Source organism: Pseudomonas sp. XK-1, assembly GCF_038069885.1.
Taxonomy (GTDB): domain Bacteria; phylum Pseudomonadota; class Gammaproteobacteria; order Pseudomonadales; family Pseudomonadaceae; genus Aquipseudomonas.
The window spans coordinates 468,419-491,943 of record NZ_JBBPES010000001.1; the positions used below are offsets into that span (position 1 = coordinate 468,419).

20 protein-coding genes and 1 riboswitch are annotated in these 23,525 nt (G+C 64.9%); of the genes, 14 read left to right on the forward strand and 6 right to left on the reverse strand.

Features of this window, described 5'->3' with window-relative positions; translation table 11 throughout:
- Nucleotides 1-53: 53 nt before the first annotated feature.
- Together WMW70_RS02045 and WMW70_RS02050 are read left to right on the forward strand one after the other, a co-directional pair.
- Entirely contained in the window at nt 54-1,337 is a 1,284-nt protein-coding gene (locus tag WMW70_RS02045; protein WP_341435854.1) for an acyl-CoA dehydrogenase family protein, read from the forward strand.
- 13 nt (nt 1,338-1,350) lie between these two features.
- Nucleotides 1,351-2,559, forward strand: coding sequence for an acyl-CoA dehydrogenase family protein (locus WMW70_RS02050; protein ID WP_341435855.1), 1,209 nt, complete (start codon nt 1,351-1,353; stop codon nt 2,557-2,559).
- A gap of 219 nt (nt 2,560-2,778) precedes the next feature.
- On the opposite strand, the gene WMW70_RS02055 is transcribed toward WMW70_RS02050, so the two are convergent.
- From WMW70_RS02055 to WMW70_RS02070, 4 genes are all read right to left on the reverse strand, one after another.
- On the reverse strand, nt 2,779-3,681 hold the full coding sequence (locus WMW70_RS02055; RefSeq protein WP_341435856.1) for a metal ABC transporter ATPase: 903 nt from the start codon (nt 3,679-3,681) through the stop codon (nt 2,779-2,781).
- Between the two features lie 63 nt (nt 3,682-3,744).
- Nucleotides 3,745-4,560, reverse strand: a complete 816-nt coding sequence (locus tag WMW70_RS02060) for an aldo/keto reductase (protein ID WP_341435857.1) — start codon at nt 4,558-4,560, stop codon at nt 3,745-3,747.
- On the reverse strand, nt 4,560-5,732 hold the full coding sequence (locus WMW70_RS02065) for an FAD-dependent oxidoreductase (protein ID WP_341435858.1): 1,173 nt from the start codon (nt 5,730-5,732) through the stop codon (nt 4,560-4,562). Before WMW70_RS02065 ends, WMW70_RS02060 begins: the two co-directional genes overlap by 1 nt.
- A gap of 120 nt (nt 5,733-5,852) precedes the next feature.
- On the reverse strand, nt 5,853-6,185 hold the full coding sequence (locus WMW70_RS02070) for a DMT family transporter (RefSeq protein ID WP_325505828.1): 333 nt from the start codon (nt 6,183-6,185) through the stop codon (nt 5,853-5,855).
- A gap of 87 nt (nt 6,186-6,272) precedes the next feature.
- On the opposite strand from WMW70_RS02070, the gene WMW70_RS02075 reads away from it, so the two are divergent.
- A complete protein-coding gene (locus WMW70_RS02075; RefSeq protein WP_341435859.1) occupies nt 6,273-7,148 on the forward strand; it encodes a LysR family transcriptional regulator in 876 nt (291 codons plus the stop codon).
- A 54-nt stretch (nt 7,149-7,202) separates the two neighbouring features.
- Nucleotides 7,203-8,495, forward strand: coding sequence for a lipid IV(A) 3-deoxy-D-manno-octulosonic acid transferase (gene waaA, locus WMW70_RS02080; RefSeq protein ID WP_341435860.1), 1,293 nt, complete (start codon nt 7,203-7,205; stop codon nt 8,493-8,495).
- A 156-nt stretch (nt 8,496-8,651) separates the two neighbouring features.
- Here waaA and WMW70_RS02085 read toward each other — a convergent pair whose 3' ends face one another.
- Nucleotides 8,652-10,094 (reverse strand): TolC family outer membrane protein, encoded by a 1,443-nt coding sequence (locus WMW70_RS02085; RefSeq protein WP_341435861.1) that lies wholly within the window; start codon nt 10,092-10,094, stop codon nt 8,652-8,654.
- 219 nt (nt 10,095-10,313) lie between these two features.
- Nucleotides 10,314-10,420, forward strand: a riboswitch (TPP riboswitch).
- Nucleotides 10,421-10,516: 96 nt separating this feature from the next.
- Between WMW70_RS02085 and thiC the strand changes: the two genes are divergently transcribed.
- The 10 genes from thiC (at nt 10,517) to WMW70_RS02135 (ending at nt 21,897) form a co-directional block, all read left to right on the forward strand.
- Nucleotides 10,517-12,409 (forward strand): phosphomethylpyrimidine synthase ThiC, encoded by a 1,893-nt coding sequence (thiC, locus tag WMW70_RS02090; protein ID WP_341435862.1) that lies wholly within the window; start codon nt 10,517-10,519, stop codon nt 12,407-12,409.
- 225 nt (nt 12,410-12,634) lie between these two features.
- Nucleotides 12,635-13,234 (forward strand): NUDIX domain-containing protein, encoded by a 600-nt coding sequence (locus WMW70_RS02095; RefSeq protein ID WP_341435863.1) that lies wholly within the window; start codon nt 12,635-12,637, stop codon nt 13,232-13,234.
- A complete protein-coding gene (locus WMW70_RS02100) occupies nt 13,225-13,677 on the forward strand; it encodes a DUF1249 domain-containing protein (RefSeq protein WP_341435864.1) in 453 nt (150 codons plus the stop codon). Before WMW70_RS02095 ends, WMW70_RS02100 begins: the two co-directional genes overlap by 10 nt.
- 178 nt (nt 13,678-13,855) lie before the next feature.
- The gene (gene cpdA / locus WMW70_RS02105) at nt 13,856-14,659 is read left to right on the forward strand and encodes a 3',5'-cyclic-AMP phosphodiesterase (protein ID WP_341435865.1); all 804 of its coding nucleotides are present in this window, start codon (nt 13,856-13,858) and stop codon (nt 14,657-14,659) included.
- Between the two features lie 55 nt (nt 14,660-14,714).
- Complete coding sequence (locus tag WMW70_RS02110) at nt 14,715-15,326, forward strand: YqiA/YcfP family alpha/beta fold hydrolase (protein ID WP_341435866.1); 612 nt, start codon at nt 14,715-14,717, stop codon at nt 15,324-15,326.
- Between the two features lie 15 nt (nt 15,327-15,341).
- Nucleotides 15,342-17,246, forward strand: a complete 1,905-nt coding sequence (parE, locus tag WMW70_RS02115; protein ID WP_341435867.1) for a DNA topoisomerase IV subunit B — start codon at nt 15,342-15,344, stop codon at nt 17,244-17,246.
- Nucleotides 17,246-18,232: an esterase-like activity of phytase family protein gene (locus WMW70_RS02120; RefSeq protein WP_341435868.1), complete on the forward strand. Its 987-nt coding sequence runs from the start codon at nt 17,246-17,248 to the stop codon at nt 18,230-18,232. Before parE ends, WMW70_RS02120 begins: the two co-directional genes overlap by 1 nt.
- Entirely contained in the window at nt 18,229-18,753 is a 525-nt protein-coding gene (locus WMW70_RS02125; RefSeq protein WP_341435869.1) for a retropepsin-like aspartic protease family protein, read from the forward strand. Before WMW70_RS02120 ends, WMW70_RS02125 begins: the two co-directional genes overlap by 4 nt.
- A gap of 7 nt (nt 18,754-18,760) precedes the next feature.
- Nucleotides 18,761-21,019 carry a DNA topoisomerase IV subunit A gene (parC, locus tag WMW70_RS02130; RefSeq protein WP_341435870.1) on the forward strand — a complete coding sequence of 753 codons (2,259 nt, stop codon included), beginning with the start codon at nt 18,761-18,763 and terminating at the stop codon, nt 21,017-21,019.
- 170 nt (nt 21,020-21,189) lie between these two features.
- The gene (locus WMW70_RS02135; protein ID WP_341435871.1) at nt 21,190-21,897 is read left to right on the forward strand and encodes a PqiC family protein; all 708 of its coding nucleotides are present in this window, start codon (nt 21,190-21,192) and stop codon (nt 21,895-21,897) included.
- A 44-nt stretch (nt 21,898-21,941) separates the two neighbouring features.
- On the opposite strand, the gene WMW70_RS02140 is transcribed toward WMW70_RS02135, so the two are convergent.
- The gene (locus WMW70_RS02140; protein ID WP_341435872.1) at nt 21,942-23,471 is read right to left on the reverse strand and encodes an AhpA/YtjB family protein; all 1,530 of its coding nucleotides are present in this window, start codon (nt 23,469-23,471) and stop codon (nt 21,942-21,944) included.
- Between the last annotated feature and the right edge of the window lie 54 nt (nt 23,472-23,525).

Genomic DNA, 23,525 nt, shown 5'->3' on the forward strand with positions numbered 1-23,525 from the left:
CTCGCCAGGCTGGCGCGCATTATCGTGGCATCCCCCGTATGGAGCGAGATGTCATGACTGCCGATATCCAGGGCCGTGCCCTGGCCATGTTGAATCGATTCGCCCAGGCCGACTGGCCGGATCGTCTGAAACTGCGCAAGCCCGTCGAGAAACTTATCTACAACGGTAGCCGCGCGAGTTTTCGCGCCGCCGCGCAACGTACCGGTAAAGCGGGCAGTACGCCGCGGCCGGTTGCTCCGGATAGCTTGTTCGATCTGTCGCTGTCCGACGAGCAGCAGATGCTGGTGGAGATGCTCGAAGCCTTCGCCAGCGAAATACTGCGGCCCCTGGCCCATGATGCCGATGCACAGGCCGCGCTGCCCGCCGCGTTGCTTAATCAGGCCCATGAGCTGGGGCTGACCCATTACGCGGTGAGCGAGGCTCAGGGCGGCATGGCCGGGGAGCGCACCACCCTGAGCAATGCCCTGATCGCCGAAGCCCTGGGCAAGGGCGATCTGTCCCTGGCCGCGGCGCTGCTGGTACCGCTGTCGGCGGCCAACTGCATCCGCCGGTGGGGCAATGCCGCGCAGCAGGCGCTTTGGCTGCCGGCCTTTGTCGCCGATGAGCCGGCCCCAGTGATGGCCATTGCGGTCAATGAACCCACGCCGTTATTCGACCCTCAGAAGCTGCAGACCCGCGCGCACAAGCGCGGCAAACACTACCTGCTCAGTGGCGAGAAGTGCCTGGTGCTGCGCGGCCTGGATGCCAGTCAGTTGATCGTCGCGGCCCAGGCCGCCGATGGCCCCGGGCTGTTTGTCGTCGAGGCTGGTGCCAAGGGGCTGCAACGCAGCCCGCAACCGGCCATGGGCCTGAAGGCCGGCAGCACCGCGCGTATCCGCCTGAACAAGGTCAAGGTGGCGCAGGAGGCGCGCCTGTCGGGCGAGGGCTTCGACTACCAGAGCTTTGTCGATCATGCCTCTCTGGCTTGGTGTGCCCTGGCCATCGGTACGGCTCAGGCGGCTCTGGACTACGTGATTCCCTATTGCAACGAGCGAGTGGCCTTCGGCGAGCCAATCAGTCATCGCCAGGGCGTGGCCTTTATGGTCGCGGACATGGCGGTGGAAGTGGACGCCATGCGTGTGATGGTCTGGCGTGCCTGTGCCCGTGCCGAACAGGGCCTGTCGTTCCAGCGCGAGGCCTATCTGGCGCGCCTGTTGTGCAGCGAAAAGGCGATGAAGATTGGCACCGATGCCGTGCAGCTGCTTGGCGGCCACGGCTTCACCAAAGAACATCCAGTCGAGCGCTGGTACCGCGATCTGAGAGCGCTGGCAGTCATGGCCGGCGGCTTGCAACTTTGAAGGGGCACAACGCATGAATCTGGAAACCCCAAAGAAATTCCAGGGTCTGGTCAACCAGGCCCATCAGGTGGCGGAGAATTATTTCCGACCGATTTCGCGCAAGTACGACAAGGCCGAGCATGCCTACCCCAAGGAGTTGGATCTGCTCGCGGCCCTGCTCGACGGCATGAACGCCGGCTCCCCGGACGCCATCGGTGCCACCTCGGCAAGCAAGCGTGGCGCTGCCCGCGAGCAGCAGGAGGGGGTGAAGAACGGCGGCAATATGTCCGCACTGCTGGGGGTGATGGAGCTGTGCTGGGGCGATGTCGGTCTGCTTCTGGCCATGCCGCGCCAGGGCCTGGGCAATGCGGCCATCGCCGCGGTGGCCAATGACGAACAGCTGGCGCGCTTCAGCGGCACCTGGGCGGCCATGGCGATTACCGAACCGGGCTGCGGCTCGGACTCGGCGGCGATTCGTACCACGGCGATCAAGGATGGCGATCACTACGTGCTTAACGGCGAGAAGATCTTCGTCACCTCTGGCGAGCGTGCCGATTCCGTGGTGGTCTGGGCCACCCTGGACAAGGGCCTGGGCCGAGCGGCGATCAAGTCCTTTGTGGTCGAGCACGGCACCCCGGGCATGAGCGTAACGCGGCTGGAGAAGAAGCTCGGAATCAAGGCCTCGGATACCGCCTCGATCAGCTTCAGTGACTGTCGCGTACCGGCGGCCAACCTGCTGGGCAACCCCGAAATCGATGTGCAGAAGGGCTTTGCCGGAGTCATGGAGACCTTCGACAACACCCGTCCACTGGTCGCCGGTATGGCGGTCGGCGTGGCCAAGGCCTCGCTGGACCGCACCCGCGAGCTGCTGAAGAAGGTCTGCAAACTGGATTACCGCAAACCGCTGCTCAGCGTCAGTCATGCCGAGGCGACCCTGTATCGGCTGGAGGCCGAATGGGAAGCCGCGCGTCTGCTGACCCTGAAAGCCGCCTGGATGGCCGACAACAAACTGCCCAATTCCAAGGAGGCCTCAATCGCCAAGGCCAAGGCCGGGCGGGTGGCCAACGAGGTCACCCTCAAGTGTGTAGAGCTGGCCGGAGCCCTGGGCTACGGCGAGGATGAGCTGCTGGAGAAGTGGGCGCGCGACTCGAAGATTCTCGACATCTTCGAGGGCACCCAGCAGATCCAGTTACTGATCGTGGCGCGGCGGCTGCTGGGCAAGAGTTCCAGCGAGTTGAAATAGCCGGCGCGCCCGGCAGGTTTTTAAGCCGTCCCTGTTTGCCCATGTTGACGGTTATGCCGTTCACTCAAGCGAGTGAGCGGCTTTTTTTTAGCCGCCGTGCTTATGCTCAAGCTCCCGGACTGCGCTGCGCTTGTCCGGGCTACCGGCCCCAGCCGGATAAGCCCTGGCGCAAGCCGGGGTGGCATTGGCAGGCGCGCGACAAACGGGGCCGGCCGGTTCCTAGGCCTTGGCGGTGCGTTTGGCTTGCTGCAGGTTTTGTTGGCCAAGCCAGTCCTTCCAGCTTATCCGTTCGTCGCGTACCAGCCAGCCGTCCTGAGGGGCGAAGCTTTCCGCCAGCCACAGGCCGCGGGTACTGGCCGAGCGTAGCTGGCCTTGGTTGAGGGTGAAGAGTTCGGCGCTCGGCTGACCCTGCACCAGCGGCAGCAGAAACAGGTCAGGGCGCGCGCGGTCGAGGCGGGCGATCAGCTGGCCATCCTCCAAATGCTCATCGACATGCAGCAGGCTCAGCTGTTTGATTTCCCTCGGCAGTTGCAGGTGCAGGTCGTACACCAGCTGCAGCGAGGCGGTCGGCAGGTGCACATAGGCCCGCGGCCGTTCAAGCAGCTTGAGGTTGCCGCATTGCACCGGCCGCGCCGCGCCGGACAGCGGGCTCAGGCTGAAGTGCGCGGTTTCCCGGTAACGCAGGCTGGCCTGATAAGGGGTTGGCAGCCAGGTGCTGCCAAAGCGGCCGCTCAGCCAGCCTTCCGGGGTTTCCAGCAGGCACTCTTCGGCCACCTCCTGGATGGCGGTGAGCAGCGGCAGGTTGAGCTCGTGGGCCGGCACATAGCCGGATATCAGCTTGAGCACCACATCGCCGCGATCGGCGCGGCGCTGGCGCACCAGTAGCCAGTAGTCGCGACCCTGCCAGCTCAGGGTCAGGCGCACCGAGACGCCCAGGTTGGCCAGCTCCACGGCAAAGCGCTGGCTGTCCGTGACTGTCACCGGCTGACGTTTTTCCAGCATCTCGCTGAAATTCAGCGGTCTGCCCAGGCCTTGGTAGCATAGGCCCTCGGGCGTGGCCTCGACGAACAGCTGCAGGGTCTTGAAGCTGCTGGGGTCCTTGCGGATCAGGTCGCGCGGCATGGCAACTCCTTGCTGGCGTGGCTGTGGCCGGACAGCTTGGCATAGTTGGGCTGGCGTGAACGTTTAGGCAATATCCTGTAGCACAGCCGCCGCGGTGGCGACGTTATGGGTCAGGTGCTCGGGGTTGATGGTGCCGATAATCGCGCTGTTGACCGCCGGGTGGGCGAAGATCAGCTCGAAGCTGGCGCGCACCGGGTCTTCCCCGGTCTGCAGGGCATGCCCGCTGGCCAGGGCTTTCTTGATCAGGATGCCTTTGCCGTGGGCCTCGGCGTAGTCGAGTACCGGCAGCTCGCTCTGCTCGCTCAGGTTGTAGGTAACCATGGCGCAATCGCCCTGTTCCAGGGCCAGCAGGCCGCCTTCCACGGTCTTGCCGGAAAGGCCGAAGGCGCGAATCTTGCCCTCGCGCTTGAGCTCGGCCAGGGTTTGGTACACCCCGCTGTCGCGCAGGATGGCGATATCGTTGCCATCCGAGTGCACCAGCATCAGGTCGATAAAGTCGGTCTGCAGGCGTTTGAGGCTGCGTTCCACGGAGAAGCGTGTGTGTTCGGGGCTGAAGTCGAAGCGCGACTGGCCGTTTTCGAACTCTTCGCCAACCTTGCTGACGATCACCCACTGCTGGCGTTGGCCGCGCAGCAGGGGGCCGAGGCGGGTTTCGCTGGTGCCATAGGCCGGGGCGGTATCAATCAGGTTGATGCCCAGGTCATGGGCCAGGGCCAGCAGCTGCCGCGCCGCGGCATCGTCGGGAATGCTGAAGCCGTTGGGGTATTTCACTCCCTGGTCGCGGCCGAGCTTGACCGTGCCCAGGCCCAGTGGCGAAACCAGCAGTTCGGTGGCACCCAGCGGGCGATGCAGGTTGTGCAGGCTATGCAGTGCATGCATTAGAACAGTTCCTCCCAGGCGGCAGGGGCGACAGCCGGACGCGGCAGTGCGGGCAGCGGCTGGTGGCTGGCGGGCTGGATGGCATCGCGGGCCAGGGCAGCGAGCACGCGGTCGGCAAAGTCCGGGGCTAAGGCCAGTTTAGTCGGCCAGCCGACCAGCAGCTTGCCCTGTTCGTCGAGAAAGGCATTGTCCGGCCGGACCAGGCCCGATTGCGCCGGCTCGGCGCGCTCGACCCGCAGGGTGGCCCAGCGTGCGGCGGACAGGTCGACCCAGGGCAGCAGCTCGCTCAGCTCACGTTGCGCCGCCTTGATCTGCGCCGCTTCGTCACGGGCCACGCCCTCGGCTTCGGCCAAATCGCCGCCCAGGTACCAGACCCATTCGCCGTCGGCGGCCGGATGAGTGGTGACGGTGACCCGCGGCTTCGGCCCGCCGCCCAGGCAATGGGCGTACAGCGGTTTCAGGGTCGGGCCCTTGACCAGCACCATATGCAGCGGTCGCAGCTGCTGCGCGGGCTGGCTCAGACCCAAGGCCGTGAGCAGCTCGGCATTGCCGCGGCCGGCACTGAGGACGATGCGCTGGGCGCGGATCTCCCGGCCATCGACCATCAGCCCGGCCAGTTCGCCATTGTCCCGCAGCGGTTCGATGCGTTCGGCGGCCAGCAGGCCATCGCCGGCGAGTTCGCTCAGACGGCTGATCAGGCTGGGCACATCCAGCACCAGCTCGGCCAGACGATAGACCTTGCCCTTGAATTTTGGATGTTGCAGGGCCGGCGGCAGTTGCTCGCCCTTGACCTGATCGACCCGGCCGCGCACCGCCTTGCTGGCGAAGAAACTGGTGATATTGCCGGCCAGGCTGCCGGGGGACCAGAGATAGTGGGCGTCGGAGAGCAGGCGCACGCCGGCAAGATCCAGCTCGCCGCTGCCCTGCAGGGCTTCGCGCCAGCGCCGCGGCATATCGGCAATGGCCTCCGAGGCTCCGGTCAGTGCGCCATGCAGGGCGTATTTGGCCCCGCCGTGGATGATGCCCTGGGATTTCACGCTCTGCCCGCCGCCGAGCCGGGCGTTTTCCACCAGCAGGGTGGCAAAGCCCTGGCGGCGCAGGCGCGCATTTAGCCAGAGGCCGGCGATACCGCCGCCAACGATCAAGACATCAGTGCTCAGGGCCTGGGACATGCGCGAATCTCGCTGGGAAAACAGGCGCGCAGTATAACGGCAAGCGGTCAGGGGTAAGCCATACGTGGCAAGTTCGACGGCGCAGTGGGGTTAGGGGCCGCTGGCCACTTCAACGCGCCGTCAGTGGCCCACGTTGTGCGAGAACAGCTGAATGACCACCACGCCAGCGACTATCAGGGCCATGCCGAGCATGGCCGGCAGGTCCAGGCGCTGCTGGTAGAGAAATACCGCGGCGATGCTCACCAGCACGATCCCCAGGCCTGCCCAGACCGCATAGGCGACGCCGACCGGGATGGTTTTCACCACCAGGCTAAGCATCCAGAACGAGATGACGTAGCCGACCACCACCAGCAGCAGGGGCAGGGGCTTGTTGAAACCATCCAGCGCCTTCATCGAGGTGGTGGCGATGACTTCGGCGGTGATGGCGATGGCGAGATAGAGATAGCCGCTCATGGTGGGCCTCCTTGGGTAATCTGCCGACTATTCTAGTGGTACGGCTGATGGGATAAAGTGATTACCTATCTGTAAAGGAGATGGCTTGTGCAGTGGAATCTGGAGCAGATCCGTCTGTTTGTCGGCGTGGCCGAAGGTCAGTCGTTTTCCGCTGTGGCGCGGCGCATCAACCGCGCTCAGTCGGCTGTGAGCAGCGCCATCGCCATGCTGGAAACCGACCTCGGCGTGCTGTTGTTCGAGCGCAGCAGCGGCCGCCAGCCGCGCCTGACCGCCGCCGGCGCGGCCTTGCTGGAGGAGGCCCGCGAGGTGCTGCGCCAGTGCCAGCGTCTGGACGGACGGGCGCTGGGCCTGGCGCGCGGCGAGGAAGTTCGCCTGCGCCTGGCCCAGGACGAGGCCATGCCCTATCAGCCGGTGCTCGACAGCCTAGAGGCGCTGGCCCAGGCCTTTCCGTTGCTGGAGGTGCAGTTGGCCAGCGGTGCCCAGGGCGATGTGGCGCGCAAGCTGCTGGAGCGCCGCGCCGACCTGGGGCTCTTGTTCCATCATGAACAGATGCCCGAAGCCCTGGAGCGCCAGCGCCTGGGCACCATCGAAATGGTCACGGTGTGCGGTGCCGGGCATGCCCTGGCGACGGCCGGGCATGTCGGCCGGCGCGAACTGGCCCGTTATCGTCAGCTATTGATGGCCCCGCAGTACCCTGGCGGTGAGCAGATCAGTCCATCGGTATGGCGCACCGACAGCTTCTATGCCATGGCCGAACTGCTGATGCGTAACCTCGGTTGGGCCTGGCTGCCGCGCCATGTGGTGCAGTATCCGACCTACCAGAGCCAGCTGGTGGAGCTGAGCAGTGACTGGACCCCGCCGCCGCTGGTGGTGGAGCTGGTCTGTCGTCGCGACGAGGCCCTGGGCCCGGCCGCGCTTTGGCTGGCGGAGTGTTTTGCCCAGCATCTGCAGGCGATTGGCTGATGCGGCCTGCTCCTGACTCGACGATATTGGCCAAAGTGCATAAGCTGCGCCCCCATGAATAGAAGCCTCTACACCTTGCTGTTTCATCTCGGTCTGCCGCTGGTGGCCGGGCGTCTGGCCTGGCGTGCCTGGCAGGCCCCGGCCTATGCCAAACGTATCGGCGAACGCTTTGCCCTCGGCCTGCCAACCCTCAAGCCGGGCGGGATCTGGCTGCATGCGGTGTCGGTGGGCGAGAGCATCGCCGCCGCGCCGCTGGTGCGCGAGTTGCTGGCGCGTTATCCGCAGTTGCCGATCACCATCAGCTGCATGACGCCGACCGGCTCGGAGCGTATCCAGGCGCTGTTCGGTGGGCCCGAGTACGCCGGGCGGGTGCAGCATTGCTACCTGCCGTATGACCTGCCCTGGGCGGCGGCGCGTTTTCTCGACCGGGTACAGCCACGGCTGGCGGTGATTATGGAAACCGAGCTGTGGCCCAACCATATCCACCAGTGCGCTAAGCGCGGTATTCCCGTGGCGCTGGCCAACGGGCGGCTGTCCGAGCGTTCGGCGCGCGGTTATGCGCGCTTCGCCAAGCTGACCGCACCCATGCTCGCCGAGCTGGATTTGCTTGCCGTGCAAACGACGCCGGAAGCCGAACGCTTTCGCAGCCTGGGCGCGCGCGCCGAGTGCGTCGAGGTCACTGGATCTATCAAGTTTGACCTGAGCATTGATCCCGAGCTGCTAAGCCGCGCCGCGCTGTTGCGCGGGCAGTGGCAGGCCGAGTCGCGTCCGGTGTGGATTGCCGCCAGCACCCATGCCGGCGAGGATGAGATCGTCCTCGCCGCTCATCGCCAGCTGCTCAAACTTAACCCCGACGCGCTGTTGATCCTGGTGCCGCGCCATCCCGAGCGCTTCGGCTCGGTGTTCGAACTGTGCCAGCGCCAGGGTCTTAGTACGCGTCGCCGTTCCAGCGGCGAGCCGGTGGCGGCGGGCGATCAGGTGCTGCTGGGCGACACCATGGGCGAGCTGCTGTTTCTCTATGCCCTGGCCGATACCGCCTTCGTCGGCGGCAGCCTGGTGGCCAATGGCGGGCATAACCTGCTGGAGCCGGCGGCCCTGGGCAAGCCGGTACTCAGCGGCCCGCACCTGTTCAACTTCCTGGAGATTGCCGCGCAGCTGCGTGAGGCCGGGGCGTTGCGCGAAGTGGCAGATGCCGACGACCTGGCGCAGCAGATCGAGCAGCTGTGGCGTGCGCCTGAGGCGGCGCAGGCCATGCGTGCAGCCGGGCTGGCGGTGATGCAAGCCAATCAGGGCGCGCTGGCGCGTTTGCTGGCGGGTCTGGAGCGTTTGCTCAAGGATAAGCGGTAGAGAGCGGGAGATGCCCGCGAAACCGCTGAACCTCCGCACCCAGGCGGGATGCAATCCGCGGATTGCGCCAAGGCTTATTGGCTGCGGCCGAAGTATCGCCGAGCATTGATCACACATAAAAAAACCGGCCTTGGCCGGTTTTTTTATGTGGGTAACTCAGTAGTCCATATTGCCGCGCAGCTGGGCTTCGGCAGCCTTGGCCAGGTCCGGCGGGAGGAAGTCGCGGTCCGGGTCGTAATCGGATTTCAGGTACTGCTCCAGGGCTTCCAGGTCGGCCGGGCTAAGGGTGCCGGCGGCTTGCTTGAGGCGCAGGTTGTTGATGATGTAGTCGTAGCGGGCGTTGTTGTAGATGCGCACTGAGCTGTACAGCTGGCGCTGGGCATCCAGTACGTCGACGATATTGCGGGTGCCGACCTGATAGCCGATTTCGGTCGCTTCCAGGGCACTCTGACTGGAGATGATCGACTGCTTGCGTGCCTGCACGGTTTCCACGTCGGTGTTGATCGCGCGGTGCAGGTTGCGGGTGTCCTGCACCACCTGGCGGCGCAGGCTTTCGCGCAGCTGCTCGCTCTGGTTGACCCGCTGGTAGGCCTCGCGCACCTGGGAGCTGGTCAGGCCGCCGCTGTACAGCGGGATATTCAGTTGCAGGCCAATTGAGCGTTGCTCGACATCGTCGCTAAAGCGCGGCGGGGTGCCCGAGTTGCTGAAGCCGAGGCTGTCGTTGTCGCCTTTCTGGAAGCTGGCCACCGCATCCAGGGTCGGTGCGTGACCGGCTTTGCGCTGGCGCAGGGTCTCTTCGGCGGCCTCTACCGCGTAGTTGCTGGCCTGCAGATTGAGGTTCTGCGCCGCGGCGGTGTCGACCCAGGCCTTGGCGTCGTTGGGCGTCGGCGCGAGGATCGGCAGGCTGTGCTCGATACCCTCCAGGGCCGCGAAGTCGCGGTTGGTCAGGGTGATCAGGGCCTGGAAGGCATCTTCCACCTGCTGCTGGGCGATGATCCGGTTGGCGCGGGCGGTGTCGAAGCCAGCCTGGGCTTCGAGCACGTCGGTTTTATCCGACAGGCCGACATCGAAACGCTCATTGGCCTGGTCCAGCTGGCGCTTGAACGCCGCTTCCTCGGCCTTGGTCGAGGCCAGATTGTCCTGGGCGCGCAGCACCGCGAAGTAGGTTTCGGCGCTCTGCAGAATCAGGCTCTGCTCGGTGGCCGAGAGTTCCAGGGCGGCCTGCTCATCGGTGGCCTCGGCGGCCTGCAGCTGGAACCAGCGGTCGGCGCGGAACAGCGGCTGGCTGAGGTTGGCCTGATACACCGTGCCGCTGCGCGAGATGGACTGCGAGCCGAGCGAGGTGTCCACATCGGTGCGGGTATCGCTCAGGTTGGCCCCGGCGGACAGGTTCGGCAGCAGGCCGGCACGGGCCTGGGGTACCACTTCGCTGCGCGCTGCATAATCGGCGCGGGCGGCGGCCAGGTCGGCGTTGTTGGCGGCGGCTTCCTGGTAAACCGTGACCAGGTCGGTTTTGCTCGATGCGGGGGCTTGTTCGGCCCAGGCAAAGCCGCTGGAGGCGGCGGCCACGGCTAAAGCCAGAGAGAGTCTGCGCAACATTAGGGAGATCCTGAATTTGGCGGTAATCGGCAAGGCTAAGGGGCGCTGCCTGGAGGGTCAAGATTTGTCTGGAGCCGAATGAGTGTAGATTGCAACAAGCCATGGCGTTTTGGGCTGTCGGGTCATTTGTTGTGGGTGCTCGCGTCACTTTCCGACGCGTGGGTCATGCGAAATTGACTCGCGGGTTGGTTTTATTGGCTGGGGTTGATTAGACTGGCCGGGTTCTTGTCGGGGTGCCCCAATTGCGGGGCTGAGATTGGCAGCTGCCGGATCCCGTTGAACCTGATCAGGTTAAGGCCTGCGTAGGGAACAAGATGTGCTCGCCTTCCCTCCTGGCGAGCCTCTGGCACCGCCCCTGGTGCGCCTCGCGCCGCTCATTTATCTCCAGGTTCGCTCCGACATATAGCCCTGGAGAGCCGCCGATGAGCACACAAGAAAAAAACCTCAATCCGATCCTGAGTGAGTCCGCCCAGGTCGACCAGCAGTCGATCCAACCCTTCCCGCGTTCGCAGAAAGTCTATGTGCAGGGTTCGCGCCCGGACATTCTGGTGCCGATGCGCGAAATCAGCCTGGACGTCACCCCCACCGACTTCGGCGGCGAGATCAACGCCCCCGTGGTGGTCTACGACACCTCCGGCCCCTACACCGATCCCAATGTGATCATCGATGTGCGCAAGGGCCTGGCCGATGTGCGTTCGCCGTGGATCGAGGCTCGTGGCGACACCGAGCGCCTGCCCGGCCTGAGCTCCAACTTCGGCCAGCAGCGCCTGGCCGATGCCGAGCTGACCAAGCTGCGTTTCGCTCACGTCAACAACCCGCGCCGTGCCAAGGCCGGGGCCAACGTCAGCCAGATGCATTACGCGCGCAAAGGCATCATCACCGCCGAGATGGAATACGTCGCCATCCGCGAAAACATGAAGCTGGAAGTGGCGCGTTCCGCTGGCCTGCTCGATCAGCAGCACCCCGGGCACAGCTTCGGTGCCAGCGTACCGAAAATCATCACCCCGGAATTCGTTCGTGAAGAGATCGCCCGCGGCCGCGCGATCATCCCGGCCAACATCAACCACACCGAGCTGGAGCCGATGATCATTGGCCGTAACTTCCTGGTGAAGATCAACGGCAATATCGGCAACTCGGCGCTGGGTTCTTCGATTGAAGAAGAAGTGGCCAAGCTGACCTGGGGCATTCGCTGGGGTTCGGACACGGTCATGGACCTGTCGACCGGCAAGCATATTCACGAAACCCGTGAGTGGATCATCCGCAATTCGCCGGTGCCGATCGGTACCGTACCGATCTACCAGGCCCTGGAAAAAGTCGGTGGCGCGGCCGAAGAACTGACCTGGGAACTGTTCCGCGACACCCTGATCGAGCAGGCCGAGCAGGGCGTGGACTACTTCACCATTCACGCCGGCGTATTGCTGCGTTATGTGCCGATGACCGCCAAGCGCGTCACCGGCATCGTCTCTCGCGGTGGCTCGATCATGGCCAAGTGGTGCCTGGCGCACCATAAAGAGAACTTCCTCTACACCCATTTCGAAGACATCTGCGAAATCATGAAGGCCTACGACGTCAGCTTCTCGCTGGGCGATGGTCTGCGTCCGGGCTCTATTGCCGACGCCAACGACGAAGCGCAGTTCGGCGAGCTGGAAACCCTCGGCGAGCTGACCAAGATCGCCTGGAAGCACGACGTGCAGACCATGATCGAAGGCCCGGGCCATGTGCCGATGCAGCTGATCAAGGAGAATATGGACAAGCAGCTGGAATGCTGCGACGAGGCCCCGTTCTACACCCTCGGCCCACTGACTACCGATATCGCGCCGGGTTACGACCACATCACCTCGGGTATCGGTGCGGCGATGATCGGCTGGTTCGGTTGTGCCATGCTCTGCTACGTTACACCCAAGGAGCACCTCGGCCTGCCGAACAAGGACGACGTCAAGACCGGGATCATTACCTACAAGATCGCCGCCCACGCCGCCGACCTTGCCAAAGGCCATCCGGGCGCGCAGATTCGTGACAACGCATTGAGCAAGGCGCGTTTCGAGTTCCGCTGGGAAGACCAGTTCAACCTCGGCCTGGACCCGGACACCGCGCGCAGCTACCACGACGAGACCCTGCCCAAGGACTCGGCCAAGGTGGCGCATTTCTGCTCCATGTGCGGGCCGAAGTTCTGCTCGATGAAGATTACCCAGGAAGTTCGGGTCTATGCTGAGGAACAACGCATCGCCGCACTCGATCTGGACGTCGAGCAGGGCATGCAGGCCAAGGCCGAAGAGTTCAAGGCGCAAGGTGCGCAGCTCTATCACAAGGTGTGATGAGAGTCAGATTACGATGTGCTGCGCGTCGGCCCTGCGGCGTTGAAAACATGCTCGGAATGCTCATGTACAAAAGTACACTCCGCTTCCTCGCTTGTTTTCGCCTTGCAGGGCTCTAGCTCGCGAGCTCGTAATCGGACTCTGGAGCTTCTGCTAGGCGATTTTGCGTAGCAGTATAAGAGTAACCAGGACGGGCCTTCGGGCCCGTTCGTTTTAGGGGGTCATATGCAGCGGGATGACGTTGAAATAAGCGAGCGTGAAGTCTGCTTTAGTGGCTTCTATCAGCTTGATCGCCTGCAGCTGCGCCATCGCCAGTTTGCCGGGGGCATGGGGCCGGTGCTCAGCCGTGAGCTGTTCGTGCGCCGTGATGCGGTCTGTGTGTTGCCCTACGATCCGCAGCGCGATTGCGTGGTGCTGATCGAGCAGTTCCGCATCGGTGCGCTGGACAAGAGCAACAACCCCTGGCTGCTGGAGCTGGTCGCCGGGCTGATCGATGACGGCGAGCAGCCGGAGCAGGTGGCGTTGCGCGAGGCGATCGAGGAGGCCGATCTGGCCCTGACTTCCCTGTGGCCGATCACCCAGTACTACCCTTCGCCGGGCGGTTCCGACGAGCGCGTGCACCTGTTTGTCGGCCGTTGCGACAGTGAGGGCGCGGGCGGGGTGCATGGCCTGGCGGAAGAGGGCGAGGATATCCGCGTGCACGTCTGGCCCCTGGAAGATGCCCTGGATGCGGTCAAGGATGGTCGTATCGACAATGCCGCGAGCATTATCGCCCTGCAGTGGCTGGCGCTGAACCGCGCCGAAGTGCGGGGGTTATGGTCATGAACCTGCTGCGCGAGCGCTATCGGGTCGACCTGGTCGAGCTGCAGGCGGCTTGCGAGCTCAACTATGCGCGCCTGATGCAGCTGTTGCCGGCCATGCGCGAACAACCGCAGGCGCGTCGCGTGGCCCTCAGTCAGGGCGAACACCTGCTGGGCGTGCTGGCCCTGGAGGTGGTGGAAAGCTGTCCCTACACCTCGACCATCAGGGTGCGCCAAGAGCACAGCCTGGCCTGGCTGCCGGTACCGCAGCTGGAGGTGCGGGTCTACCACGATGCGCGCATGGCCGAAGTCGTCGGTGCGCAGAGCGCCCGGCGTTTTCGCGGCATCTACCCCTATCCCAATGCGGACATGCACCAGCCCGACGAGAAGACCCAGCTCAACCTGTTTCTCGGCGAGTGGCTAAGCCATTGCCTGGCCTGTGGCCATGAGCTGGAGCCGGTACGCTAGACTCCCTGAGTTGCTCCAGCGCGGATGCGCCGCACGGACTAGCCTTTAGGCGGGCGCTTGAGTTGCGCGGGCGTTCTGTGAACTATTCCCATTTCCCAGGTTTACCGCCGGTGGGGCTAGCCAGCATAATCCATGCATTGCGCAAAAGGAGACGGTCTTGCCCAGCAAGCCTGCCGTTATGACTACCCCTGTTGATTCGTCGGTGCTGCTGGTGCAGCTGTCGGATAGCCATCTGTTTGCCGAGGCGGCCGGTAGATTGCTGGGCCTGGATACCCAGGACAGCCTGCAGCGGGTGATCGAACGGGTGTTGCAGGAGCAGCCGCAGATCGACCTGATGCTGGCCAGCGGCGACCTGTCGCAGGACGGCAGCCAGGCTTCCTACCAGCGCTTTCGCGACATGACCGCGGCCATCCCCGCGCCGGCGCGCTGGTTTCCCGGCAACCATGACGATGTCCCGGCGATGCAGGCCGTGTGCGCCGACTGCGATCTGTTGGAATCTGTGGTCGATCTGGGCAACTGGCGGATCATCCTGCTCGACTCCTCGATCCCGGGGGCCGTGCCCGGTTACCTCAGCGATCAGCAGCTGGGCCTGCTCGAGCGCGCCCTGAGCGAGGCCCCGGAGCGTTACCATCTGGTCTGCCTGCATCACCACCCGGTGTCCATCGGCTGCAAATGGATGGAGCCCATTGGTCTGCGCAATCCCGACGCCCTGTTTGCCGTGCTGGCGCGCTTCGATCAGGTGCGTGCAGTGCTGTGGGGGCATATCCATCAGGAACTCGACCAGCAGCGTGGCCCCATCCGTCTGCTCGCCTCGCCGTCCACCTGCGTGCAGTTCGCCCCGGGTAGCGAGGAATTTCAGGTCGATAAAACCGCGCCGGGCTATCGCTGGCTGCGCCTGCATGACGACGGCCGCCTGGAAACCGGTGTGTCGCGGGTGACCGGGATCAAGTTCGAAATCGATTACACCATCAAGGGCTATTGAGCTGCCTGGTTAACCGGTTGCAGCCGGTCGCCGCAACCGGTTAGCCTCCCGCCTTATGACCGCATCCATTCTCTATATTCACGGGCTTAACAGCTCGCCGGCATCGCTCAAGGCCAGCCATTTGTCGCGCGCCATGGCGCAACTGGGGCTGGCTGAGCAGCTGCGCGTGCCGGCCCTGCATCACCATCCGCGCCAGGCGCTGGCCCAACTCGAAGCCCTGATAGGCGAGCTGGGTCGCCCCGTGCTGGTTGGCAGCTCTCTGGGCGGCTACTATGCGACCTTTCTGGCCGAGCGCCATGGCCTGCCAGCGCTGCTGATCAACCCTGCCGTGCGCCCGCACCTGCGTTTCGATGGCTACCTGGGCCCGCAGAAGAACTATTACAGCGACGAGACCTGGGAGCTGACGGCCGACCATGTAACGGCGTTGGCCGAGCTGGATGTGCCGGCGCTGCAGGATCCGGCGCGTTATCAGGTATGGCTGCAGACCGCCGACGAAACCCTCGATTACCGCGATGCCCAGGCGTATTACCGGGCCTGCGCGCTGCGTATCCAGGCCGGCGGCGACCATGGCTTCCAGGGTTTTGCCGAACGCCTGCCGATGCTCTTCGCTTTCGCCGGTATTTCCCGCCAGCTGTGGCAGGATATCGACTTTTCCGCTCTCAATTGACGAACAAGAGACCCCATGGCCCAGCAAGGTTCTAGCTCTTACAACGCCGATGCCATCGAAGTCCTTTCCGGCCTCGACCCGGTGCGCAAACGCCCGGGCATGTACACCGACACCAGCCGCCCCAACCACCTGGCCCAGGAAGTCATCGACAACAGCGTCGACGAAGCCCTGGCCGGCCACGCCAAATCGATCCAGGTGATCCTGCATGAGGACAACTCCCTGGAGGTGCTCGACGATGGGCGCGGCATGCCGGTGGACATTCACCCGGAAGAGGGCGTGCCCGGGGTCGAGCTGATCCTCACCAAACTGCACGCCGGCGGCAAGTTCAGCAACAAGAACTACCAGTTCTCCGGCGGCTTGCATGGCGTGGGCATTTCCGTGGTCAACGCGCTGTCGACCAGCGTGATCGTCAAGGTCAAGCGCGACGGCAACGAGTACCAGATGAGCTTCGCCGATGGCCACAAGGCCAGCGACCTGGCAGTGGTCGGCACGGTGGGCAAGCGCAATACCGGCACCAGCGTGCATTTCTGGCCGGACGGCAAGTATTTCGACTCGCACAAGTTCTCGGTCAGCCGCCTTAAGCATGTGCTGAAAGCCAAGGCCGTGCTCTGCCCAGGGCTCGCGGTCAGCTTCGAGGACAAGGCCAGCGGCGAGCGGGTCGAGTGGCTGTATGAAGACGGCCTGCGCTCCTACCTGATGGATGCAGTCAGCGAATTCGAACGCCTGCCCAACGAGGCCTTTGTCGGCAGTTTCAGCGGCAACAAGGAGGCGGTGGACTGGGCCCTGCTGTGGTTGCCGGAAGGCGGCGACAGCGTGCAGGAAAGCTACGTCAACCTGATTCCCACGGCCCAGGGCGGCACCCACGTCAATGGGCTGCGCCAGGGGCTGCTGGACGCCATGCGCGAGTTCTGCGAGTTCCGCAGCCTGCTGCCGCGCGGGGTCAAGCTGGCACCGGAAGATATCTGGGAGCGCATTGCCTTCGTCCTCTCGATGAAGATGCAGGACGCGCAGTTCTCCGGGCAGACCAAGGAGCGCCTGTCTTCCCGCGAGGCAGCCGCCTTTGTCTCCGGTGTGGTGAAAGATGCCTTTAGCCTGTGGCTCAACGCCCACCCGGAACTGGGGCAGCAGCTCGCCGAGCTGGCGATCAGCAACGCCAACCGCCGCCTCAAGGCCGGCAAGAAGGTCGAGCGCAAGCGCATCACCCAGGGTCCGGCGCTGCCCGGCAAGCTGGCTGACTGCGCCGGGCAGGACCCGATGCGCTCCGAACTGTTTCTGGTCGAGGGCGACTCCGCCGGCGGCAGCGCCAAGCAGGCGCGGGACAAAGAGTTCCAGGCGATCCTGCCGCTGCGCGGCAAGATCCTCAACACCTGGGAAGTGGATGTCGGCGAAGTGCTGGCCAGCCAGGAGGTGCATAACATCGCCGTGGCCATAGGTATCGACCCCGGCTCCAACGACCTGGCGCAGCTGCGTTACGGCAAGATCTGCATCCTCGCCGACGCCGACTCCGACGGCCTGCATATCGCCACCTTGCTCTGCGCGCTGTTCGTCCAGCATTTCCGCCCGCTGGTGGATGCCGGGCATGTCTATGTGGCCATGCCGCCGCTGTATCGCATCGACCTGGGCAAGGAGATTTTCTATGCCCTGGATGAGGCCGAACGCGACGGTATCCTCGATCGCCTGGTGGCCGAGAAGCGTCGCGGCAAGCCCCAGGTCACCCGCTTCAAGGGTCTCGGCGAGATGAACCCGCCGCAGCTGCGCGAAACCACCATGGACCCCAACACCCGGCGTCTGGTGCAGCTGACCCTGGAGGATTACCCCGGCACCCAGGAAATCATGGACATGCTGCTGGCGAAGAAACGCGCCGGTGACCGTAAATCCTGGCTGGAGTCCAAGGGCAACCTGGCCGAGGTGCTGCTCTGATGCGGCGACTATTTGCCGCCCTGTTGCTTTGCGGTTCCTCGGCCCTGGCCGCGGAACCAGAGCTGGAGGAGCTGCAACTGCTCGACGAGTACCCGGTCGCAGGCATTGCCGGCGGCAACCTCTCCGGGCTGGCCTGGTGCGGCGATGGACTCTGGGCCGTATCGGACCGCGAGGACGACCGCCTGTACCGGCTGCAGCCCGAGGCGGGACTTATGCGCGCCGAAGCCGAGTCGTTTATCGCCCCGCCAGCGCCCGAGGCGCGCATGCCCTGGGGACTGCGCATGCGCGGCTGGGTAGCCGGCATGCTGCGCGGCGGCAAGCTGGATTTCGAAGGGCTGAGTTGCGACGCCGCGGGTAATCGCTACCTGGTCAGCGAAACCCGCTCCGAGGTGTTGCAGCTGCCCCTGGTGGGCGAGCCGCAATGGCTGGCCTTGCCCAGCGGCATGCTGCGCCAGGCGCGGGCCAGCGGCATGATGTTGCATTACAACTCGCTGCTCGAAGGGGTCGCCGTTGATCCGGCCGGCGAGCGCCTGTACCTGGCGGCCGAGCGCATGCGTCGCGGCGTGCTGGTGGTGCATCGGCAGAGCGCAGGTTGGCGCTGCACCGGCGGTTGCGTGCTGTTCAGCGAGGCGGGCAACGAGGCCGGGCCGGCGCAGCTGGGCGCGCAGGGCGAGGAGCCGCGGGATTTCTCGGGGCTGGCCTTTCACAACGAAAAACTCTTTACCCTTGAACGTCAGGCTCACCGCATCTGTCGACGCAAGCTGAGCGATGGCGAGGTCGAACATTGCTGGTCGTTCGCCGCCGAGGCGCTGACCGACGAGCGCCGCTATCCGCCGTCCTATGGCTTGGCGGAGGCCCTGTGGGTCGACGCAGAAGGGGCCTGGATCGGGGTCGATAATGGCCGTTTCAGCCGTGCCGACGGTGAGTCGCGGCCGATTGTCTGGCGCTTTGCCGCACCCAAAGGCGGCTGGGGCGGCAAGCCGTGAGCGAGCAGCCGGCGGGCAAGCGGGCCGGGCGCGTGATGCTGGTGCTGGCCTGGGGCGCAGCCTTGTTGCTGGCGACCAAGTTCTTCGGCGACTGGGAAGAGAGTCGGCGCAACCCCAATGCCAACCCTGAGTCGCTGCATGGCAGCGGCTATGTCGAAGTGCACCTGGCCAGCAGTCGCCAGGGCCACTATATGGCAGGCGGCAAGATCAATGGCGAGGCGGTGAGCTTCCTTCTCGATACCGGTGCGACCCAGGTCGCGGTGCCGACTGAAGTTGCGCAGCGCCTGGGTTTGCAGGCTGGCGCGGCGATCGTCATCAGCACCGCCAATGGCCGCGCCACTGCCCATCGCACCCGGCTTGAGCGCCTGCAACTGGGCGATATCGTCCTGACCGATGTAGAGGCTTTGATTGCCCCCGGTATGGGCGGCGATGACGTATTACTGGGCATGAGTGCCCTGAAACAACTCGAATTTACCCAGCGCGGCGGCACCCTGATGCTGCGCCAATCCACCTTGCAATGAGGCACGCATGAGCGAATCCCTCGATTTGAGCCTGGACGGCGTCGAACGCCGTTCCCTTGCCGACTTTACCGAGCAGGCTTACCTCAACTACTCCATGTACGTGATCATGGATCGCGCGCTGCCGCATATCGGCGACGGCCTGAAACCCGTGCAGCGGCGCATCGTCTACGCCATGAGCGAGCTGGGCCTGGACGCCGACTCCAAGCACAAGAAGTCGGCGCGTACCGTCGGTGACGTGCTCGGCAAGTTCCACCCCCACGGCGACAGCGCCTGCTACGAAGCCATGGTGCTGATGGCCCAGCCGTTCAGCTACCGCTACACCCTGGTCGACGGTCAGGGCAACTGGGGTGCGCCGGATGATCCCAAGTCCTTTGCCGCCATGCGTTACACCGAGGCGCGCCTGTCGCGCTACTCGGAAGTGCTGCTCACCGAACTGGGTCAGGGCACCGTGGACTGGGTGCCGAACTTCGACGGCACCCTCAACGAGCCAGCGACCCTGCCGGCGCGCCTGCCCAATATCCTCTTGAACGGCACCACCGGTATCGCCGTGGGCATGGCCACCGACGTGCCGCCGCACAATCTGCGCGAAGTCGCCGCAGCCTGCGTGCGCCTGCTCGATCAGCCGAGTGCCACGGTCGAGCAGCTGTGCGAGCACGTGCTGGGCCCGGATTATCCAACCGAGGCGGAAATCATCACGCCCCGCGCCGATCTGCTGAAGATCTACCAGACCGGAAAGGGCTCGGTGCGTATGCGCGCCGTGTACCGCGTCGAGGACGGCGATATCGTGGTCACCGCGCTGCCGCATCAGGTCTCCGGGGCCAAGGTGCTGGAGCAGATTGCCGCGCAGATGCAGGCCAAGAAGCTGCCGATGGTCGCCGACCTGCGCGACGAGTCGGACCACGAGCACCCGTGCCGCATTGTGATCATTCCGCGCTCCAACCGGGTGGATGCCGATGAGCTGATGCAGCACCTGTTTGCCACCACAGAGCTGGAGTCCAGCTACCGGGTCAACACCAACGTCATCGGCCTGGACGGCAAGCCCTCGGTCAAGGACCTGCGCACCCTGCTCACCGAGTGGCTGCAGTACCGGGTCAATACCGTGCGCCGCCGCCTGCAGTTCCGCCTGGACAAGGTCGAGAAGCGCCTGCACCTGTTGGAAGGCTTGCTGGTGGCCTTCCTCAATCTGGATGAAGTGATCCATATCATCCGCACCGAGGATCAGCCCAAGCCGGTGCTGATGGAACGCTTCGGTCTGACCGATATCCAGGCCGACTACATCCTCGACACCCGCCTGCGTCAGCTTGCCCGCCTCGAGGAAATGAAGATCCGCGGCGAGCAGGACGAACTGGCCAAGGAGCGCGCCAAGCTGCTGGCCCTGCTCGGCAGCGAAGCCAAGCTGAAGAAGCTGGTGCGCGACGAGATCATCAAGGACGCCGAAACCTATGGCGATGATCGCCGTTCGCCCATCGTCGCCCGCGCCGAAGCCAAGGCCCTCAGCGAAACCGAGCTGATGCCCACCGAGCCGGTCACCGTGGTGATCTCGGAAAAGGGCTGGGTGCGCTGCGCCAAGGGCCACGATATCGACGCCACCGGCCTGTCCTACAAGGCCGGCGACGGCTTCAAGACTTCGGCACCGGGACGCTCCAACCAGTACGCGGTATTTATCGACTCCACCGGACGCAGCTACTCGCTGGCGGCCCATTCGCTGCCCTCGGCGCGTGGTCAGGGCGAGCCGTTGACCGGCCGCCTGCAGCCGCCGCCGGGGGCGACCTTCGAGTGTGTGCTGCTGCCGGACGACAGCGCGCTCTATGTGATTGCCTCGGACGCCGGCTACGGCTTCGTGGTCAAGGGCGAAGACCTGCAGGCCAAGAACAAGGCCGGCAAGGCGCTGTTGAGCCTGCCCGCGGGGGCGCTGGTGGTGCCGCCGAAACCGCTGGGCAATCGTGAAGAAGATTGGCTGGCCGCGGTGACCACCGAAGGCCGTCTGCTGCTGTTCCCGGTGCGCGATCTGCCGCAGCTGGGCAAGGGCAAGGGCAACAAGATCATCGGCATTCCGGGCGAGCGTGTGGCATCCCGCGAGGAATACCTGACCGACCTGGCCGTGCTGCCCCTGGGCGCGACCCTGGTGCTGCAGGCCGGCAAGCGCACCCTGTCGCTCAAGGCCGATGATCTGGAGCACTACAAGGGCGAGCGCGGCCGCCGCGGCAACAAGCTGCCGCGCGGCTTCCAGCGTGTCGACAGCCTGCTGGTCGAGGTGTCTGCCTGATTGTCGGGCAAGCGGCGCAGTAAGGGCGCGGCTGGTCTGGCGTTGATGTGCTGCGCTGGAGTCGCGCGCCGCTTTGGCGGATGATAGGCGGCCTTGTGGTGCGTCGCTCCGTTTATGCGCATCTGCCATTTATTTAGACACGCCGGCGCGTTTGCCGGCTGGGTGTGGTCATGACTGTAATGCGATTTCCTGTTGTCCTGCTGCTGGCGGGGGTGCTTGGCCTGACGGGCTGCGCGCGCTACCAGCAGACGGCACTGTACCAGCTCGATGGCGGCAACCTGAGTGTGCCGACGGCCAGCCAAGGGCTGGCAGTGCTGCTCGGGCCGGTTTCGATCGCCGATTATCTGCAGCGCGAGGCCCTGCTGCAGCGTCAGCTGGATGGCAGCCTGACTTCGGCCGAGAGTGCCCGCTGGGCCGGTAATCTGGCCGCCGAACTGGATCAGCAGTTGCTCCGCCAGCTGGCTTCGCGGCTCAACAGTCAGCGCCTGGTCGCGGCTCCTGCCGCTCCGGGGTTCACCCCTCAGGTGAAGGTTGCCCTGTCGATTACCCGGCTCGACTCGGGGCCGTTGCGCCCCGCGGTGCTGGAGGCGCAATGGCGTCTTTCGGCGGCCGACGGCAAGCTGCTCGATGGTCGTCTGGTACGCCTGGAGGAAGCCCATCAGGGGTCCATCGCCGATCAGGTGCGGGCGCAGAGTCTGGTGGTGCAGCAGTTGGTCGAGCAGTTGGCCGTGGCCGTCGAGGAATATGCCGCGCCGGCTCCGGTGGCGGTGCAGCCGGCACCCAAGCGTGCGCCGAGCAAGCCCGCGCCGCAGCCGTCGGAACCGCAGATTCCGGTGGCTGAACCGCAGCGTATCGAAGGCGAAGTCTTTCGTTTCTGAGTAAAGGCTTTTGAGCCGGGCCGCCGCCAGGCAGGCCCGTGGCCTCAGTGGCTCTCGTGCATACGCGCCAGTTGCCGTTCCAGCAGCGCCGGGTAAGGGTCCAGCAGACGTTCCACGCAGCATGCCCCTTGCGGGCTGGCAATGGCGCGAATGCGCGCGCACTGGCGCACCAGCGGGTCGTCGGCGACGCTGCGCTCGACCAGCAGCAGGTTACGGCTGTGCTGCGACAGGGCCAGGGCATTCTGGGCGGTTTCGCTAAGCAGCAGGTCGCCCTGGCTCAGGTCGAGCAGGTCTTCGCCGAGGGTCAGGCCCAGCTGCAACTGCAGGGTGATGCCACTGTCGGCCACTTCAATCTGCAGGGCGTGGCCCAGGGCGCGCATCAGCTCGCCGCAGCAGAGAGCGTGGGTCAGGTAGTCTTCGCCGCTGTCCTGGCGATGGAACAGCATCAGGCTGCTGCCGTCGCTCAGGGTGTGCAGTTCGGCCTGATAGAGTGCCGCGGCCTGATCCAGGCAGTCGCGGTAGTGCTGCAGCAGCTCCAGCAGGCGCGTCCGGGGTAGGCGGCGCAGTTGCTCCTGGGCACCCAGCTGGATGGCCAGGACGGCACTGGGCTGCGGCTCGCTGCTGGCAACGGGGGCGCTGACAGGGGCGGGAGCCTGGTCGAGATCGTCCTGATCCTCGTCCTCATCACGCAGCTCGGCAAAGGGGTCTTCCTCAAATGCGTTGTCCGCATTCAGGCCGGCAGGTGCTGACTGCTGCTCATCGAGGTCGGCGAAATCCGGTTCGTGCAGGTTGGGTACCTGGAAATCGGGCTCCTCGTCGAACTGCTCGTCCAGGTAGTCGTCGCTGTCCGGTTCCTCGTCGAGGGGCTGGACTTCTGGCTTTTCCGGCACCAGGCGGGCTTGCAGCTGGCGCGCCAGGTCGCCGATTTCATCCTGGCGCCCGGCACCGGGGGCGGGGTCGTCCGGGTCACGCAGCCAGACCCGCAGCTGCAGCAGCGGGGTGGAGATATGCCGGCCCAGGCGCATGCTCAAGGATAGGGTCAGGGCCAGCAGGATCACGCTGAGAATGCCCATGCTCTGCAGGCTGATGGTCATCGGCTGCTGGAACTGTTGCATATCCAGGCTGATGCGCAGTTGCCCGGCGATCACCTCCTGGAAGGTGATGGGGGTCGAATACAGCCCCTCGGTCTCCCCCAGCATGCTTTTGCTCGGTCGTGCGCCGGCTTCGGCGAGGATGCGGTTGTCCACGCTGTAGATGGCGGCGTGGGCCACCAGCGGGTTTTTCACCAGATTATTGAGCAGCACGTTGAGGCTGAGGATATCGTTGGATACCAGCAGCTCGGTGGCCGAGGTCGCCGTCTGGGTGATCAGGCTGGTGCCCAGGGCTTCGGCCTGCTGCTGCATGGCGTGCTTGAACTGCATGCCGATCACCCAGCCGTAGATCACTAGGGCCAGGGCCACCAGCAGCAGGCTATGGCTGACGATGCGCAGCGCCAGGGGAATGCGCCGCTGGCGCAGGGCCTGGAACAGCAACAGGAAGAAATTATCGGGTTTAACGGGGGCGGGCCGGTTCACGGGGCTCGGCTCTTGTCGACTGGAGTTGGCGCGCAGTATAGCGGCCACCCCGCG